Source organism: Kaistia algarum (genome assembly GCF_026343945.1).
Classification (GTDB): Bacteria; Pseudomonadota; Alphaproteobacteria; order Rhizobiales; family Kaistiaceae; genus Kaistia; species Kaistia algarum.
This window is the reverse complement of sequence record NZ_JAPKNJ010000001.1, coordinates 1706954-1721822: the sequence shown is the minus strand read 5'-3', so window position 1 is coordinate 1721822 and position 14869 is coordinate 1706954. Positions and strand designations below refer to the sequence as shown.

17 protein-coding genes are annotated in these 14869 nt (G+C 64.8%); 12 read left to right on the top strand and 5 right to left on the bottom strand.

Going from position 1 to position 14869, the window contains the following annotated elements; translation table 11 throughout:
• Positions 1-94: 94 nt before the first annotated feature.
• From OSH05_RS08410 to OSH05_RS08380, 7 genes are all read left to right on the top strand, one after another.
• On the top strand, positions 95-1078 hold the full coding sequence (locus OSH05_RS08410; protein ID WP_104220733.1) for an ABC transporter ATP-binding protein: 984 nt from the start codon (positions 95-97) through the stop codon (positions 1076-1078).
• Positions 1079-1126: 48 nt separating this feature from the next.
• On the top strand, positions 1127-2407 hold the full coding sequence (locus OSH05_RS08405) for an ABC transporter substrate-binding protein (protein ID WP_104220732.1): 1281 nt from the start codon (positions 1127-1129) through the stop codon (positions 2405-2407).
• A 118-nt stretch (positions 2408-2525) separates the two neighbouring features.
• Entirely contained in the window at positions 2526-3407 is an 882-nt protein-coding gene (locus tag OSH05_RS08400) for an ABC transporter permease (protein ID WP_104220731.1), read from the top strand.
• A gap of 5 nt (positions 3408-3412) precedes the next feature.
• Positions 3413-4366, top strand: coding sequence for an ABC transporter permease (locus OSH05_RS08395; protein ID WP_104220730.1), 954 nt, complete (start codon positions 3413-3415; stop codon positions 4364-4366).
• Between the two features lie 13 nt (positions 4367-4379).
• Positions 4380-5114 (top strand): aspartate/glutamate racemase family protein, encoded by a 735-nt coding sequence (locus OSH05_RS08390; RefSeq protein WP_104220729.1) that lies wholly within the window; start codon positions 4380-4382, stop codon positions 5112-5114.
• A 212-nt stretch (positions 5115-5326) separates the two neighbouring features.
• On the top strand, positions 5327-5623 hold the full coding sequence (locus tag OSH05_RS08385) for a glycine zipper domain-containing protein (RefSeq protein ID WP_104220728.1): 297 nt from the start codon (positions 5327-5329) through the stop codon (positions 5621-5623).
• Positions 5620-5973, top strand: coding sequence for a hypothetical protein (locus OSH05_RS08380; RefSeq protein WP_104220727.1), 354 nt, complete (start codon positions 5620-5622; stop codon positions 5971-5973). Before OSH05_RS08385 ends, OSH05_RS08380 begins: the two co-directional genes overlap by 4 nt.
• 28 nt (positions 5974-6001) lie before the next feature.
• On the opposite strand, the gene OSH05_RS08375 is transcribed toward OSH05_RS08380, so the two are convergent.
• Entirely contained in the window at positions 6002-6805 is an 804-nt protein-coding gene (locus tag OSH05_RS08375; protein ID WP_104220726.1) for a response regulator, read from the bottom strand.
• 195 nt (positions 6806-7000) lie between these two features.
• Here OSH05_RS08375 and OSH05_RS08370 point away from each other — a divergent pair, with 195 nt between their 5' ends.
• Together OSH05_RS08370 and OSH05_RS08365 are read left to right on the top strand one after the other, a co-directional pair.
• Positions 7001-7213, top strand: a complete 213-nt coding sequence (locus OSH05_RS08370; protein ID WP_133163154.1) for a NepR family anti-sigma factor — start codon at positions 7001-7003, stop codon at positions 7211-7213.
• An 11-nt stretch (positions 7214-7224) separates the two neighbouring features.
• On the top strand, positions 7225-7767 hold the full coding sequence (locus tag OSH05_RS08365) for a sigma-70 family RNA polymerase sigma factor (RefSeq protein WP_104220755.1): 543 nt from the start codon (positions 7225-7227) through the stop codon (positions 7765-7767).
• 75 nt (positions 7768-7842) lie between these two features.
• On the opposite strand, the gene OSH05_RS08360 is transcribed toward OSH05_RS08365, so the two are convergent.
• Both OSH05_RS08360 and ribB read right to left on the bottom strand, forming a co-directional pair.
• Positions 7843-8007, bottom strand: a complete 165-nt coding sequence (locus tag OSH05_RS08360) for a DUF1328 domain-containing protein (protein ID WP_104220724.1) — start codon at positions 8005-8007, stop codon at positions 7843-7845.
• 120 nt (positions 8008-8127) lie between these two features.
• A complete protein-coding gene (ribB, locus tag OSH05_RS08355) occupies positions 8128-9228 on the bottom strand; it encodes a 3,4-dihydroxy-2-butanone-4-phosphate synthase (RefSeq protein WP_104220754.1) in 1101 nt (366 codons plus the stop codon).
• A gap of 171 nt (positions 9229-9399) precedes the next feature.
• Between ribB and OSH05_RS08350 the strand changes: the two genes are divergently transcribed.
• Complete coding sequence (locus OSH05_RS08350) at positions 9400-10149, top strand: SDR family NAD(P)-dependent oxidoreductase (protein ID WP_104220723.1); 750 nt, start codon at positions 9400-9402, stop codon at positions 10147-10149.
• A 170-nt stretch (positions 10150-10319) separates the two neighbouring features.
• On the opposite strand, the gene eno is transcribed toward OSH05_RS08350, so the two are convergent.
• Positions 10320-11609 (bottom strand): phosphopyruvate hydratase, encoded by a 1290-nt coding sequence (gene eno, locus OSH05_RS08345; RefSeq protein WP_104220722.1) that lies wholly within the window; start codon positions 11607-11609, stop codon positions 10320-10322.
• Positions 11606-12610: a phosphotransferase family protein gene (locus OSH05_RS08340; protein WP_266352120.1), complete on the bottom strand. Its 1005-nt coding sequence runs from the start codon at positions 12608-12610 to the stop codon at positions 11606-11608. Before OSH05_RS08340 ends, eno begins: the two co-directional genes overlap by 4 nt.
• A 110-nt stretch (positions 12611-12720) precedes the next feature.
• Between OSH05_RS08340 and uxuA the strand changes: the two genes are divergently transcribed.
• Complete coding sequence (gene uxuA / locus OSH05_RS08335) at positions 12721-13917, top strand: mannonate dehydratase (protein WP_104220720.1); 1197 nt, start codon at positions 12721-12723, stop codon at positions 13915-13917.
• Between the two features lie 280 nt (positions 13918-14197).
• Positions 14198-14854: a cyclic nucleotide-binding domain-containing protein gene (locus OSH05_RS08330; RefSeq protein ID WP_104220719.1), complete on the top strand. Its 657-nt coding sequence runs from the start codon at positions 14198-14200 to the stop codon at positions 14852-14854.
• Positions 14855-14869 lie beyond the last annotated feature (15 nt).

The following is a 14869-nucleotide window of genomic DNA, read 5'->3' as shown; positions in this document are numbered from 1 at the left end:
CGTCGCCGAATCAAAGGGAAATGGCGAATCCGGCGGTGCGCCGCCAATTGGCACACGACTTGCGAACATCGCTCCGGCCGACAAGGAGTGACCGATGGCAAGGGCAGCCGATCTCGAACTTGCTTCCGTGACCAAGCGCTACGGCGAGTCGACCGCCGTGGATGCGATCAATCTGAAGATCAAGGCGGGCACCTATTGCTGCCTGCTGGGGCCGTCGGGCTGCGGCAAATCCTCGACGCTGCGGATGATCGCCGGCCATGAGAGCGTCTCCGACGGCGACATCGTGCTCGGCCCGGAGGTCGTCAACGGCCTGCCGCCAGCCAAGCGCGGCACGGCGATGATGTTCCAGTCCTACGCGCTGTTTCCCCATCTCTCGGTGCGCGACAACGTCGCCTTCTCGTTGAAGATGAAGGGCGTCTCCAAGGTCGACCGCTCGATCAAGGCGACCGAAGCCTTGAAGCTCGTCGACATGGAGCGCTTTGCCGAGCGGCTGCCGAGCCAGCTCTCGGGCGGCCAGCAGCAGCGCGTGGCGCTCGCCAGGGCGCTCGTCACCGATCCGCAGATCCTGCTGCTCGACGAGCCGCTCTCCGCGCTCGACCCGTTCCTGAAGATCAAGGTCCGTGCCGAACTGAAGCGCTTCCAGCGCGAACTCGGCATCTCCTTCATCCATGTGACGCACAGCCAGGAAGAGGCGATGGCGCTCGCCGACCTGATCATCATCATGAATGCCGGCAAGATCGAGCAGCAGGGCACCCCGCGCGAAATCTTCAACGCGCCGGCGAGCGAGTTCGTCGCCCGCTTCATCGGCGGCCACAACATCATCCCGGAGGGCGGGCGCAAGGTCAGCGTCCGCGCCGATCGTCTGCAGATCGTGACCGAGGGCGAGGACGGCACCAGCGCCGTCGTGCGCGAGGTCGAATATCAGGGCACGGCCGTCTTCCTGAGCCTGGCCACCGAGGCCGGGATCGAAATGACGGCCATCGTTCCGGAACGAACCTTCTACGAGCGTCCGATCGAGACGGGCGACACCGTGCGCGTCCGCTGGGACCCACGGGACGTGCATGAACTCGCCGCCTGACCACAGGGCCCGGCGCGACGCGAACTGGCATCAGAGGAGACGAACGCCATGAGCAAGACCGACAAGGGCGGGATTTCCCGCCGCACGCTGCTGAAGGGATCGGCGATCACCGCCGGCTTCGTCGGCACGACGGCCGTTACCGGCTTCCCGGCCGTCCATGCCGACGAGCCGATCACGCTGCGCTACCTCTCGACCGCGACCAACCAGTCCCCGGCGATCGCGGCCAAGGCCAAGGAAATCACCGGCATCAACATCGAATATGTGACGGTTACGACCGATGACGTCACCAAGCGCATCATCACGCAGCCGGAATCCTTCGACCTCGTCGACAGCGAATATGCGAGCCTGCCCAACCTGATCCCGTCGGGCAATCTGATGGGCATCGACGCCAAGAAGGTGAAGCTGGTCGACAAGCTCGCCACCGTCATGACCAAGGGCGAGATCGGCGGCAAGAAGATCGGCGACCAGGGCACAGCACCGCACAAGGTGTTCTATCTGGAGAAGCAGCGCGGCAAGACCTTCGCCGCCGAGCCGACCGACTGGATCACGCTGATCCCGACCACCTACAATGCCGACACGCTCGGCATTCGCCCTGACCTGATCAAGCGTCCGATCGACAGCTGGGCCGAACTGCTCAATCCCGAATTCAAGGGCAAGGCCGCGATCCTCAACATCCCGTCGATCGGCATCATGGATGCCGCCATGGTCAACGAGGCCATGGGCCTCGTGAAATATGGCGACAAGGGCAACATGACCAAGGAGGAGATCGACAAGACGATCGCCACCCTGATCGAGGCCAAGAAGGCCGGCCAGTTCCGCGCCTTCTGGACCGACTTCAACGAGAGCGTCAATCTGATGGCCTCGGGCGAGACGGTGATCCAGTCCATGTGGTCGCCGGCCGTCACCGCCGTGCGCCTGAAGGGCATCCCCTGCACCTTCCAGCCGCTGAAGGAAGGCTACCGCGCCTGGGCCTCGGGCTTCGGCCTGCCGAAGACGCTGAAGGGCAAGAAGCTCGATGCGGCTTATGAGTTCATCAACTGGTTCCTCTCCGGCTGGGCCGGCGCCTATCTGAACCGCCAAGGCTATTACGCGGCGGTGCTGGAGACGGCGAAGGAGAACATGGAACCCTTCGAATGGGCATTCTGGATGGAAGGCAAGCCGGCTGAGAAGGACATTCTCGGTCCGGATGGCGGCCTGCTCGAAAAGGCCGGCACGGTCCGCGACGGCGGCTCCTACGACACCCGCATGGGCGCCGTGGCCTGCTGGAACTCGACCATGAAGGAGAACGCCTACATGGTCCAGAAGTGGAACGAGTTCATCGCCGCGTAAGCTGCGTGTCCCCTTGAGGTCTCTCTCCCGAGAGGCGTGAAGAACTGCCTCCCCCGCATCCGGGGGAGGTCTTGCGGTCCATCAGGACGTTCGCGGACGAACAGGAGCTGTCCTCACGATGCTGGACGTGAAATCGCGTTGGACGCCCTATTGGCAGGCGGCTCCGCTCGCCCTCGTATTCCTGATCTTCTTCCTGCTGCCGCTGCTCGTCACGTTCATCGTCTCGTTCTGGACTTACACCGGCTATTCGATCGAGCCGGCTTTCGTCGGAGACAATTACGCCTCGGCCTTCGACAAGTGCTTCGCATCTCTGCCCGACCTCTGCACGACGTTCCGCACCTATCTATCGACGCTGAAATTCTGCTTCCTGGTCTGGCTGATCACGCTGCTGCTCGGTTTTACGATCGCCTACTACCTCGTCTTCGAGATCAAGACGAACACGATGCGCATCGTGCTGGCGCTGCTCTGTACGATCCCGTTCTGGACCTCGAACGTCATCCGCATGATCTCGTGGATCCCGCTGCTCGGGCGCAACGGCCTCGTCAACCAGGCGCTGATGAATGCCGGCATCACCTCGCAGCCCATCGATTGGCTGCTCTATTCCAGCTTCGCGGTGACGCTGTCACTCGTGCACATCAACACGGTCTTCATGATCGTGCCGATCCTGAATTCCATGTCGCGCATCGACAAATCGCTGGTCGAGGCGGCCTATGATAATGGCGCCTCGGCCTGGCAGACCATCTGGAACGTCATCGTGCCGTTGTCGAAGACCGGCATCGCCATCGGCTCGATCTTCGTCATCACCGTCGTGATGGGCGATTTCATCTCGGTCGGCCTGATGGGCGGCCAGCAGATCGCTTCGGCCGGCAAGGTGATCGAGACCCAGATCACTGCGCTGCAATTCCCCATCGCCGCCGCCAACGCGATCGTGCTGCTCGCCGTCGTGCTGATGATCATCTGGACGATGCTGCGCTTCGTCGACATCCGCAAGGAGCTCTGACGCTTATGTCCGAGGGCCGCTCCCGCACCTTCTATGTCCTGTCGGCGATCTTCGCGCTGTATGTGCTGTTCCTCTATGGACCGACGATCACCATCCTGGTGCTGTCCTTCCAGGGCCCGAGCGGCGGCATGACCTTCCCGATGAACGGGGTGTCGCTGCACTGGTTTCACAATCTGTGGGCCGGTATCGGCGTGCCCAATGTCGTCGACGCGCTGATCAACTCGCTGAAGCTCGGCCTCGTCGTGACGCTCCTGACGGTCGTGATCTCGATCATGGCGGGCTACGCGTTCCGCAAGAAATTCCGCGGCTCGAACGCGCTGTTCTTCACGGCGATCGCTAGCCTGATTCTGCCGTCGATCGTCGTGTCGCTCGGCATCGCGCTTGAGTTCCAGCTCGTCAACCAGACCATCACCGGCTGGGGCGACAGTCTGGTCGAGAACTACGCGGACATCGAGAACCCGACGGCCTGGACCGGCTTCCTCGTCTGGGTCGGGACCTCGATCCAGGACAATTACCAGACGCTGATGGGCCTCTTCACCTCCGGCCTCGGCGCGCATCTGACCTGGACGCTGCCCTTCGGCCTCCTGATCATGTTCGCCGTCTTCAACCGCTTCAACCCGGCCTATGAGGAGGCGGCGCGCGATCTCGGCGCCTCGCCCTGGCAGACCTTCCGCCACGTCGTCTTCCCGATCATCCTGCCCTCGCTTTTCGGCGTGGCGCTGTTCGGCTTCACGCTTTCCTGGGACGAGATCGCGCGCTCCAGCCAGGCCGTCGGCTCGGCCAACACGCTGCCGCTGACGCTGCGCGGCCTCACCACGACCGTCACGACGCCGGTGATCTATGCCCTCGGCACGGTCACGACGGCGGTCTCCTTCGCCGTCATCCTGACCGCCTTCGTCGGCGTGCTCATCGTTCAGGCCCGCCGTCGCCGCCACGGTTCCGACGCCGGCAAGGCGTAGTTTGAGACAGACCATGCGTATCCAGATCATCAATCCCAACACGACGGCGAGCATGACGGCCAAGATCGCCGCCGCCGCGCGCCAAGCCGCTTCAGCGGGTACGGAAATCCTCGCGGTACAGCCCAGTGAGGGCCCCGTGTCGATCGAGGGCTATTTCGACGAGGCGCTGTCGGTCCCGGGTCTGCTGGAGGAGATTGCGCGCGGCGAAGGGCAGGATATAGCCGGCCACGTCATCGCCTGCTTCGACGATACCGGCCTCGACGCCGCCCGCTGCTTCGCGAGCGCTCCCGTCATTGGCATCGGGGAGGCCGCCTATCACATGGCGAGCCTCGTTGCCGGCCGGTTTAGCGTCGTGACGACGCTGTCGCGGTCGATCCCCGCCCTGGAGCACAATCTCGTGCGCTATGGCCTCGCCTCGCGCTGCGGACGGGTCCGCGCCGCCGAGGTACCGGTGCTGGCGCTGGAGGATCCGCATTCGGCGGCTCGCGACCGCGTTTCGGCGGAAATCGACCGAGCGATCCGCGACGACAGGGCCGAGGCGATCGTGCTCGGCTGTGCCGGCATGGCGGATCTCGCCCGCTCGCTATCGGCCGAGCACGGCCTGCCGGTGATCGAAGGCGTCTCCGCGGCCGTTCGGCTCGTCGAGAACCTTGCGGTGCTCGGCCTTGCGACGTCGCGGATCGGCGGTTGGGCCCCGCCCCGCCGCAAGCCGCTCTCCGGCCGCTATGCGGTATTCTCGCGGTCCTGAGCGGCGCCGGCCTCGTCGCATCATCGCGATCACCGCACGGAACCGTTCCCTGTGTTTACCGTTTGCTGACGGGTCGCGCGGAAATTGACGGATGCGAAATCCGTCGAGCGCGGCTTCTGATAGTATCCAGTGATGCACCGGATCGGGAAAATTGTCCGATAGGCGGTGGATCATGCATCGCCGGCCCCGGCCGGGCGCGAGGAGTGGACGATATGGCAGATAAGAGCGAAGGCGCAGCGGATCTTTCCGAACAGATCAAGGCGATCCAGGCCGAGTTGCTAGCCCTGACGGAATCGATGCGCAGCTTCTCCTCCGAGAAAGCTCATGCCGGTGCCGAGGCTTTGCGCGACGCAGCCGGGCGGGCGGGCGATGCAGCTGATGACGCACGCCGGCATGGGGAGCATATGGCCGAGGTGCTGGAAGGTCGCATCACGGCCAACCCACTGCCTTCGGTACTGATCGCCGCCGGCGTCGGGCTCGTCATCGGCGCCTTGCTGGGCCGTCGATGAGCGGGATCTTCGAAGCGATCGCCAGCATCGCGACGGCCGCCGCCACGGAGGCGACGGCCCGAACGGCGAAGCGCCTTGTCCTGGGCGCGGCGGCGGTCCTTTGCCTGCTGCTGGGTGTCGGCTTTGCCGCTGCCGCGGGATATGAGGCCTTGACGATCGCCTATGGGACGCTGACGGCTAAGCTGATTGTGGCCGGCGGTTTCCTGCTGGCCGGACTGATCATTTTCGCCGTGATGGCGATCCAGAAATCGCAGAAGAAGCGCAAGGCCGCCGAAAGCGGTCCGACGACGGCCATGGCCGTCGCCTTCGCTATGGGGTTGCTGAGCGGCCTCGGGCGGCGGCGCAAATAGCCGGCGCCGCCTGACCTAGGATGGCGGCTCAAGCCGCCATTGAGGCCGTCGAGTTGAAGAACAGCGCCTGACTGATCGCCGCCTTGACCGTGCGCGGATCGAACGGCTTGGTCAGCAGGAACGTCGGCTCGGGCCGCTCTCCCGTCAGCAGCCGCTGCGGGAAGGCGGTGATGAAGATCACCGGCACGCTGAAGCCCGCGAGAATATCCTTCACCGCATCGATCCCGGAGGAGCCGTCGGCGAGCTGGATGTCGGCAAGCACGAGTCCCGGCTGCTCCGCCGCGGCGGCTGCCACCGCTTCGTCGCGGGTGCGGGCAATACCAGCCACTTCATGGCCGAGTTCCTGGACGATGCCGGAAAGATCCATGGAGATCATCGGCTCATCCTCGATGATCAGGATGCGTGTGCGGGTTTGACGGTCGATTTCGGTCAGCGCATCGGCGACGAGCGCGCGGATCGCCATCTCGTCCGTGCCCATCACCAATGCCGTGTCGGAATCGGAGAATCCCTCCATCGTGGTGAGCAGAAGCGCCTGACGGCTCTCGGGGGTCATGGTCGAAAGGCGCTGCTGCGTGGTCGTCTCCTGCCGGGTGAGATCGTCGACCATGTCGATGCCGCCGACCTGCGTCCCGGACCAGATCCGGTGGAACAGCGCATAGAGCGCGACCTTCGGATGGACGGTGCGATCGATCACGCCGGGTTCATTGACGATCGCCTGCAGGCAGGCGCGCACATAGGCGTCGCCGCTGCGCTGTCCTCCCGTAAGGGCGCGCGCATAGCGGCGCAGGAAAGCGAGGTGCGGCGCGAGAGATTGCGACAAGGAGTCAGGCATGGATGGGACCTTCGAAAGCGAGCGTCGACAACCATCAATGCGCTTACCACAATTGGGTTCCGAAACATGGAACCAAAATTCGCATCCCGCATTGGAGGCGAGTGAGACGCTGGGCTGATGAGTTCGGCCGGGGGCGAATGGCGGAGTCAACGACGAGAAGACGAGCCGCGCATGCGCAAATCTGGGATAGAAAACGTGAGTCAGGATGATAAGGAACGGAGAGGCCTCGTAGCGCCGCTTCCGTCGACCGAGGAACTGAGGCACAAGGAAGACTGGATCGGTCGGCAGCTCCGCCGCGTTTTCGACGACGCGCTGAACGAACCCATGCCCGACGATATCATGTCGCTTCTGGAGCGCATTGAGGACGATCCCGGCAGCCGGGGCGAACCCGGCAAGGGGGCGGTGTGAGCGCCGCGACCATGAAGAGCGGTCTTGTCGAGGCGTTGCCGATGCTGCGCGCCTTCGCGCGATCGCTGGCCGGCAACCGTGATCGCGCCGACGATCTCGTGCAGGAAACCGTCATGCGGGCGCTCGCCAACCGCGACAAGTTCCAGGAAGGCACCAATCTGCACGCCTGGCTGGTCACGATCCTGCGCAACCAGTTCTATTCGGAAGTGCGCAAGCGCCGCCGCGAGGTCGAGGACGCGGACGGGCTGCATGCCGGCCGCCTCTCCGATATCGCCGCCCAGCCCGGGCATCTCGAACTCGATGACTTCCTGCGCGCCATGCGCCTCCTGCCGGACGAGCAGCGCGAGGCGCTCATCCTGATCGGCGCCAGCGGCTTCTCCTACGAGGAAGCAGCCGAGATCTGCGGCGTGCGCGTCGGCACGGTGAAGAGCCGCGTCTCGCGCGCGCGCGCGAGGCTTGAGGAAATCATGCAGGGCGGCGTCGAGTTGCCCGATAGCAGCACGGCGAAGATCTCGGCCGAGGAAATCGCGGCGGCCATGCGCCTCCGCGCCTGACCGGATCGTCCAGCGCACAACAAAAACCCCGCTTCGAGATAGCTCGAAGCGGGGTTTTTGTGTCGCTACGACGCGTCAGGCGCGGCGCATCAAATGCATGACGGCAGAGATCAGGAACAGCACGATGGCGACGACGAAGATGATCTTCGCGATGCCGATCGCCGTTCCGGCAATACCGCCAAAGCCGAGCACCGCGGCAACAAGCGCCACGATCAGAAACAGAATGGCCCAGTTCAGCATGGTCTTCTCCGTGTTTGGCACGGCCCCCAGGCCGTTCGGAGAGTCCAATGCGGTGCCTGGACTTTCGTTCCGCGCAAAATGCGCCGGGCCGCAGACAAGAGCCGGCGCTCGGGCGAATTTCTACTCGGCGCTGACGCGTCCCGTGATCTCGATGCCGAAGCCCTGCAGGCCGACATATTGCCGTTCCTGCGACGTCAGCAGGCGGATCGAGCGCACCCGCAGGTCGCGCAGGATCTGCGCGCCGACGCCGACTTCGCGCCAGCGCTCCTTGCGCTGCCGGGCCGAGAGATGCTTCTCCTCGCCATCGCCGGCGACCGAACCGTCGGGTCGGACCACGGCGGGATCGCGGATCATGACGAAGACGCCTCGATCGGCCGTCCCGACCTTCCGGAGCGTCGTCTCCAGCCAGCTCTTCGAATCCGGCCCGCGCGACACAAGATCGCTGATCGGGTTGGCGCGGTGGATGCGCACCAGCACGTCGTTCTGCTCGGCAACATCGCCAAAGACGATAGCGAGATGCTGCAGTGGATCGAACGGCGTTTCATAGACATAGGCCATGGCGGTGCGCCCACCGACCGGCGTCTCGAACCGGTCGACTTCCTTGATGAAGCTTTCCGTCCGCGCCCGATAGGCGATCAGATCCTCGATCGAGACGATCTTGAGGCCATGCTCCCTGGCGAACTCGATCAATTCCGGTAGCCGCTTCACCGTGCCGTCGTCATTGACCACTTCGGCGAGCACGCCGGCGGGCTCCAGACCTGCGAGCCGGGCTAGGTCGATCGCCGCTTCAGTATGGCCGGAGCGGATCAACACGCCGCCGTCGCGCGCGATCAGCGGGAAAATGTGGCCGGGGCGCAGGAAGTCGGCGGCGGTGCAATTGTCGTTGGAGAGCGCCTGGATGGTGTTCGCCCGCTCCTCCGCCGAAATGCCCGTTGTCAGGCCGACCTTGTAATCGACGGTAACGGTGAAGGCGGTGCGCATCGGATCGCGATTATTGGCGACCATGGGCGGTAGGTGCAGCTGCTCGGCGCGCTCGCCCGTCACCGGCACGCAGAGGATGCCGCTCGTGTGTCGGATCATGAAGGCGACCTTCTCGGCCGTCGCCTTCGACGCCGCCATGATCAGATCGCCTTCGTTCTCGCGATCGGTGTCATCGACCACCACGACCAGTTCGCCGGCCGCGATCGCGGCAATGGCTTCTTCGACGCTGTTCAAGGACATGGCGCGTTCCATCGATGCATAAGTTCGGTTGGCTTCCTTATAGGCGATCGGTGCTGGCACGCCAGAGCAGGCCCTTCTCAAAATCGGTTGTGCGAGAGGTTTGCTTTGCTTACCACTAGCGACCGTCGGGAGGCCGCGTGCGCAAGGCATGCCATCTGAAAGAATGGGACAATGGTGGATACGACTAGGTTTGCAGGGCGAGGAGCCATCATCACGGGCGGTGCTTCGGGCATTGGTCTGCGGACGGCGGAGCGCATCGTCTCCGAGGGGGGAACAGTCTGTCTCTGGGATGTGGACGCTGCCCGCATCGGTGCCGCCAAGGAAAAGCTCGGCCCGAACGCCCATGGCGTTGCGCTCGACATCTCCCAGCCCGAGGCCGTCGAAGCCGCCGCGGCAGAGGCCGAGGGCCATCTCGGTAAGATCGACATCCTCATCTGCTCGGCTGGCGTCGCCGGCAAGAACGCCCTGGTCGTCGACTATCCGATCGAGGAATGGCAGCGCGTCTTCGCCATCAATGTCCACGGCCTCTTCTACTGCAACCGTTTTGTCGCGCCCTATCTGAAGAAGAACGGCTATGGGCGCATCGTCAACGTCGCCTCGATCGCCGGCAAGGAAGGCAACCCAACGGCTTCCGCCTATTCGGCGGCCAAGGCGGCCGTGATCGGCCTTACCAAATCGCTCGGCAAGGAACTCGCCAAGGACAACATCACGGTCAACGCGATCACGCCCGCCACGGTCGACACCCCTATCCTCGCCCAGGTCAGCCAGGCCCATATCGACTACATGCTGTCGAAGATCCCGATGGGGCGCTTCGGTACGGTCGACGAGATCGCCTCGATCATCACCTGGCTCGCCAGCCCCGAATGCTCGTTCACGACCGGCGCGGTGTTTGATGTTTCGGGTGGCCGCGCGACATATTGAGATCTGAAAGGTCTCGACTCTTCGCCCCCTCCCCAACCTTCCCCCGCTGCGCGGGAGAGGGAGCAGGCCGGCGGAGTTCAGGGGTTTCGCCCTCAGTGATTGTCGTTCCCTCTCCCGCGCAGCGGGGGAGGGCTAGGGAGGGGGCCAGCCGCCGCAGGCGTCGATAGCCCCTACTCCTTTGAGACCCCCAGCGCCTTCTTCCCCGAGAACACCGCCTCGGCGCCGAGCGATTCCTCGATCCGCAGCATCTCATTCCATTTCGCCATGCGTTCGGAGCGCGAGAACGAACCGACCTTGAACTGTCCGGCATCCCAGCCGACAGCGAGATGGCAGATGGTAACGTCCTCCGTCTCGCCCGAACGCGCCGAGACGATGGTGCCGAAGCCGGCCGCCTTGCCGGCGTCGAGGGCCGCCTTCGTCTCGGTCAGCGTGCCGGCCTGGTTTGGCTTAACCAGCACGGCCGTGGCGGAGCGCTTCTGCGCCGCTTTCTCGACGCGGGCAGCATTGGTCACGAGGAAATCGTCGCCGATCACCTGACAGCTCGCACCGAAGCGGCGGGTGAATTCGATGAAGCCCGCCTCGTCATCCTCGGCCAGAGGATCCTCGACCGAAAGGATCGGATAGGTCGCGAGCCAGCGGCCGAGCAGGTCGATCATCCCCTCGGTGTCGAGTTCGCTGTCATCGAGCGTCAGGCGGTACCTGCCGTTCCGGCCGAACTCGGAGGCGGCGACATCCAGCGAGATTCCGATATCGGGCCCCGGCGTGAAACCGGCGTCGGCGATCGCGGCGACGAGTTCGTCCAGCGCCTCCTCATTGGAGCCGAAGGCCGGCCAATAGCCGCCCTCGTCGGCAACGCCCTGCAATTTTCCGGCTTTCTTCATCCGGAGCCCGGCGGCGCGATACACTTCCGCCGTCCAGTCGAGCGCCTGGGCGAAGGACGAGGCTCCCGGCGCCATCACCATGAAATCTTGGATGTCGACGCGCCGTGCCGCATGCGCGCCGCCGCCGAAGATCTGGATTTCCGGCACGGGGATGCGGATCGCGCCTCCACCGGAAAGGTAGCGCCAGAGCGGCTCCCCGGCCTCTGCCGCTGCCGCATGGGCCAGCGCCATCGAGGTGGCGATCATGGCGTTGCCACCGAGCCGGGCCTTGTTCGGCGTTCCGTCGAGCGCGATCAGCGCCGCGTCGATGCCGGCCTGGTCGCGGGGATCGCGACCCTTCAGCAGGGCCGCGATCTCGCCATTCACGGATCGAACCGCGCGGGTCAAGTCGTAGCCGCCAAAGGCTGTTCCGCCATCGCGAAGGTCGACGGCCTCGCCGCTGCCCATCGAAGCGCCGGCCGGCGCGATGGCGCGGCCGATGGCGCCGGAGGCGAGGCGGATCTCGGCCTCGACGGTCGGCCGGCCGCGCGAATCCCAGACGCGCCGGCCGATCACGGTGGCGATTTCACTTGTCGTCATGCGGTGAGTTCCGTGTTCCAGATCGTGCGGATCGCCGAAAGGCGCGTCGGCGGGTTCATGAGAAGACGGCGCGCCGTCCGCCGGACCTTCTCCCGGTCCGATTCCTCGGTCACATATTCGACAGGCGATTTGCCGTCGACGCGGGCGAGAAAGAGCCCGGGCAGCAGCCGCGCGGCGCGTGCTTCGAGCGAGTCGACACTCTCCCAGCGGACGGCGCCGAGATAGGCGGCGGCGAGCCCATCATAGCTGGCGAGGAAGTTCTCGCGCGCTGCCGGGACCCAGAGACACTTCAGCAGCATGTGATTGAGGCAGAAGGCGATGTCGAAGGCCGGGTCGCCATACCAGGCGCACTCGGCGTCGAGCAGCACCGGCCCCTGTGGGCCAACCAGTATGTTCTTGGGCGAGATGTCGCCATGGACTAGAGCCTTGCGGCTTGCCAGCGTCTGCGCCACCAGGGCATGCAGCGCCGGGGCGAGATCGGGGTGGGCCTCGGCGGCGGCGTTCAGATAGGGATCGAGCCGCAGCGCGCTGAAGGTCTCGTTCGAACCGAACCGGCCCGCCTCGTCCGCTCTTCCAGCCGTGCCGCCATGGATCGCGGCAAGCGTTGTCCCGACCTTCGCGGCGAAAGTGGGGTCGGCCCGGCCAGCTCTAAGCTCGGCCTTCCAAACCGGATGATCGTCCGGATCGAGATAGTCCATGGCGAAGGCGCCGACCTCGGTATCATGGGCGAGGATTTTCGGCACGGCATCCGGGACGATCGCGCTGGCCGTTCGCAGCCATTCGACCTCATTGGCGTTGCGCGACACCGGCGCCCGCCAGTCGCGCGCTACCTTCAGCTTGGCGAGCGCCCGCTTGACGGCGAAACGCCGGCCGCCGGCCTCGACGCGCCAGATATCGGAAGCGACACCGCCGGTCAGCGGCTCGGCGCGGACCGAGGCGCGATCCGGCGCGAGGCCCTCCCGGACCAGCCAATCCTCCAGCGCCGGATCCAGATCCGTCACTCTCTCCCTCCCCATATTTCTTGATCGAAGCCTGCGCGAAAGCGTTGGACAGCGGCTTCGTCCGGTCTATGCCTATCCCCCGATCGATAATCATCGGAGAGGAAAAGTCCATGGAGCAGTGCTGGCGCTGGTTTGGCCCGGAAGACGCGGTCACGCTGGATCATGTGAAGCAGGCGGGGGCGACGGGTATCGTCACGGCGCTGCATCACATCTATGACGGCCGGGCCTGGACCCTCGACGACGTGCTGGCGAGGAAGGCGATCATCGAGGCTGCCGGCCTCCGTTGGAGCGTCTGCGAATCAATCCCCGTTCCCTCCGAGATCAAGCTCCGAAACGGCGCCTATCGCGAAAAGATCGACGCCTGGAAGGGCAGCCTCGTCAGCCTGGCGCAAGGTGGCATCGACACGATCTGCTACAATTTCATGCCTGTCGTCGACTGGACGCGTACCAATCTGATGTGGAAGCGCCCCACGGGCGGCTATGCGCTGCGCTTCGACATGGTCGATTTCGTCACCTATGACGTCCACATCCTGAAGCGTCCGAACGCTGCCGCGTCCTATTCCGACGATCTGCTGAAGGCGGCCAGCACCCGCGCCGCCTCGATCAGCACCGATGAAGAGGACCGCCTGGAGAAGAACATCATCGCCGGCCTACCGGGCGGCGAGGATTCCTTCACTCGCGAGGGCATCGCCCGCCAGATCGCCCGCTTCGACGGGCTCGGTCACGCCGAGATGCAGGAGCATCTGATCGAGTTCGTGAAGGAAATCGCGCCGCTCGCCGAAGAACTCGGCGTTCGCCTCGGCATCCATGCCGACGATCCGCCCTTCTCGCTGTTCGGCCTGCCGCGCGTCGTCTCTACCGCCGCGGATGCCCGCCACCTGCTCTCAACGGTCGATATTCCCGCCAACGGCCTGACGCTCTGCGCCGGTTCCTATGGCGCGCGTCCCGACAACGACCTGCCGGCCATGGCCGAGGAATTCGGCCCGCGCGTCCATTTTGTGCATCTGCGCAATGTGACGCGCGAGGCCGATGGGTCCTTCTTCGAGGACGATCACCTCGCCGGCGGCACCAACATGGTCGACCTGATCGTCGCGCTGACCCGCGAGGAACGGCGTCGCAAGGCCGAGGGCCGCACCGACACGGCGATCCCGATGCGCCCCGACCACGGTCATCTCCTCGTCGACGACATCGACAAGGTCGAGAAGGGCATGCGCGTCAATCCGGGCTATTCCTGCATCGGCCGCCTCAAGGGCCTCGCGGAACTGCGCGGCGTCATGCAGGCGGTGGAGCAACTGGTTCCGGCGTGAGGCTGCTTCTTCTTCCTCCCCCTTGTGGGGAGGATCGAGGAGGGGTACTGGCGCCGATTTTGGGGATTGGCGAGCAGCGGGCGCGCAAGCCGTCTTAGAGAACTCGCCGTTACCCCCTCCCTAACCCTCCCCGCAAAGGGGGAGGGAATCCGCGCCAATGCCCAAATCCCGCTCGGTCTGCCCCATCCAGTCGCCCGGCGAAGAATTGGCTTTTATATGACAGAGCTCCGTGGGACGCATCGGGACCGCCGACACCGGCTTCGCCGATTAGCGATTCTCCATGGCCCTCGAAATCCTGTTCCATGTCGGCAATGCGATCACGCTCATTGCCTTCCTCTTCCGCGACCAGATCCAGCTTCGGGCGCTAATGGTGCTGAGCATGGCACTGCAGGCGCTTTATTATACGTGGCTGCCGGGCGGGCCCTTGTTCGATCCGCTGCTCTGGAAGCTGCTGACCATCGCCCTCAACCTCGTGATGATCGTCATCATCATCCGCGATCGCTTCGGCTACGACATCGAAGCGGATCTCAGGCCGCTCCATGAGGCGATCCATGTGCTGAGCCCCGGCCAGTTCCGCCGCCTGATCAAGATCGCAGTGCGAGTCACGGGACCGAAGCCGATCCTGGTACGTGGAACCCGGCCGCAGGAGCTGTTCTATCTCGTCAAGGGAAGCGCCGACATCGCCAAGGACGGCAGGCACCTGACGGTGGGAGCCGGCGTCTTTCTGGGCGAGATCGCTTTCCTGTCTGGCGGGGAAGCAACCGCCGACGTCACCCTCAGCGCCGAGGCCGAGGCGCTGGCCTGGCCTGTTGCCGATCTCAAGTCGTTGATGTCCAAGATAGCTGACATCGATATCGGCATACGCGGCGTCCTCAGCCACGATCTCGCCGCCAAGACGGCGAGAAGCCATCTCCCCGTGCCGGAAGCCGCCGGCTGATCCGCGAAACCGCGA

Excerpts from the sequence above, each read along its gene's own strand:
- eno (WP_104220722.1), bottom strand. The coding sequence starts at position 11,609 with ATGACGACAAGTGAAATCGCCACCGTGATCGGCCGGCGCGTCTGGGAT.
- OSH05_RS08360 (WP_104220724.1), bottom strand. The coding sequence starts at position 8,007 with ATGCTGAACTGGGCCATTCTGTTTCTGATCGTGGCGCTTGTTGCCGCG.
- OSH05_RS08380 (WP_104220727.1), top strand. The coding sequence starts at position 5,620 with ATGAGCGGGATCTTCGAAGCGATCGCCAGCATCGCGACGGCCGCCGCC.
- OSH05_RS08330 (WP_104220719.1), top strand. The coding sequence starts at position 14,198 with ATGGCCCTCGAAATCCTGTTCCATGTCGGCAATGCGATCACGCTCATT.
- OSH05_RS08350 (WP_104220723.1), top strand. The coding sequence starts at position 9,400 with ATGGTGGATACGACTAGGTTTGCAGGGCGAGGAGCCATCATCACGGGC.
- OSH05_RS08400 (WP_104220731.1), top strand. The coding sequence starts at position 2,526 with ATGCTGGACGTGAAATCGCGTTGGACGCCCTATTGGCAGGCGGCTCCG.
- OSH05_RS08385 (WP_104220728.1), top strand. The coding sequence starts at position 5,327 with ATGGCAGATAAGAGCGAAGGCGCAGCGGATCTTTCCGAACAGATCAAG.
- OSH05_RS08375 (WP_104220726.1), bottom strand. The coding sequence starts at position 6,805 with ATGCCTGACTCCTTGTCGCAATCTCTCGCGCCGCACCTCGCTTTCCTG.
- OSH05_RS08365 (WP_104220755.1), top strand. The coding sequence starts at position 7,225 with ATGAAGAGCGGTCTTGTCGAGGCGTTGCCGATGCTGCGCGCCTTCGCG.
- OSH05_RS08390 (WP_104220729.1), top strand. The coding sequence starts at position 4,380 with ATGCGTATCCAGATCATCAATCCCAACACGACGGCGAGCATGACGGCC.
- OSH05_RS08410 (WP_104220733.1), top strand. The coding sequence starts at position 95 with ATGGCAAGGGCAGCCGATCTCGAACTTGCTTCCGTGACCAAGCGCTAC.
- uxuA (WP_104220720.1), top strand. The coding sequence starts at position 12,721 with ATGGAGCAGTGCTGGCGCTGGTTTGGCCCGGAAGACGCGGTCACGCTG.
- OSH05_RS08395 (WP_104220730.1), top strand. The coding sequence starts at position 3,413 with ATGTCCGAGGGCCGCTCCCGCACCTTCTATGTCCTGTCGGCGATCTTC.
- ribB (WP_104220754.1), bottom strand. The coding sequence starts at position 9,228 with ATGTCCTTGAACAGCGTCGAAGAAGCCATTGCCGCGATCGCGGCCGGC.
- OSH05_RS08405 (WP_104220732.1), top strand. The coding sequence starts at position 1,127 with ATGAGCAAGACCGACAAGGGCGGGATTTCCCGCCGCACGCTGCTGAAG.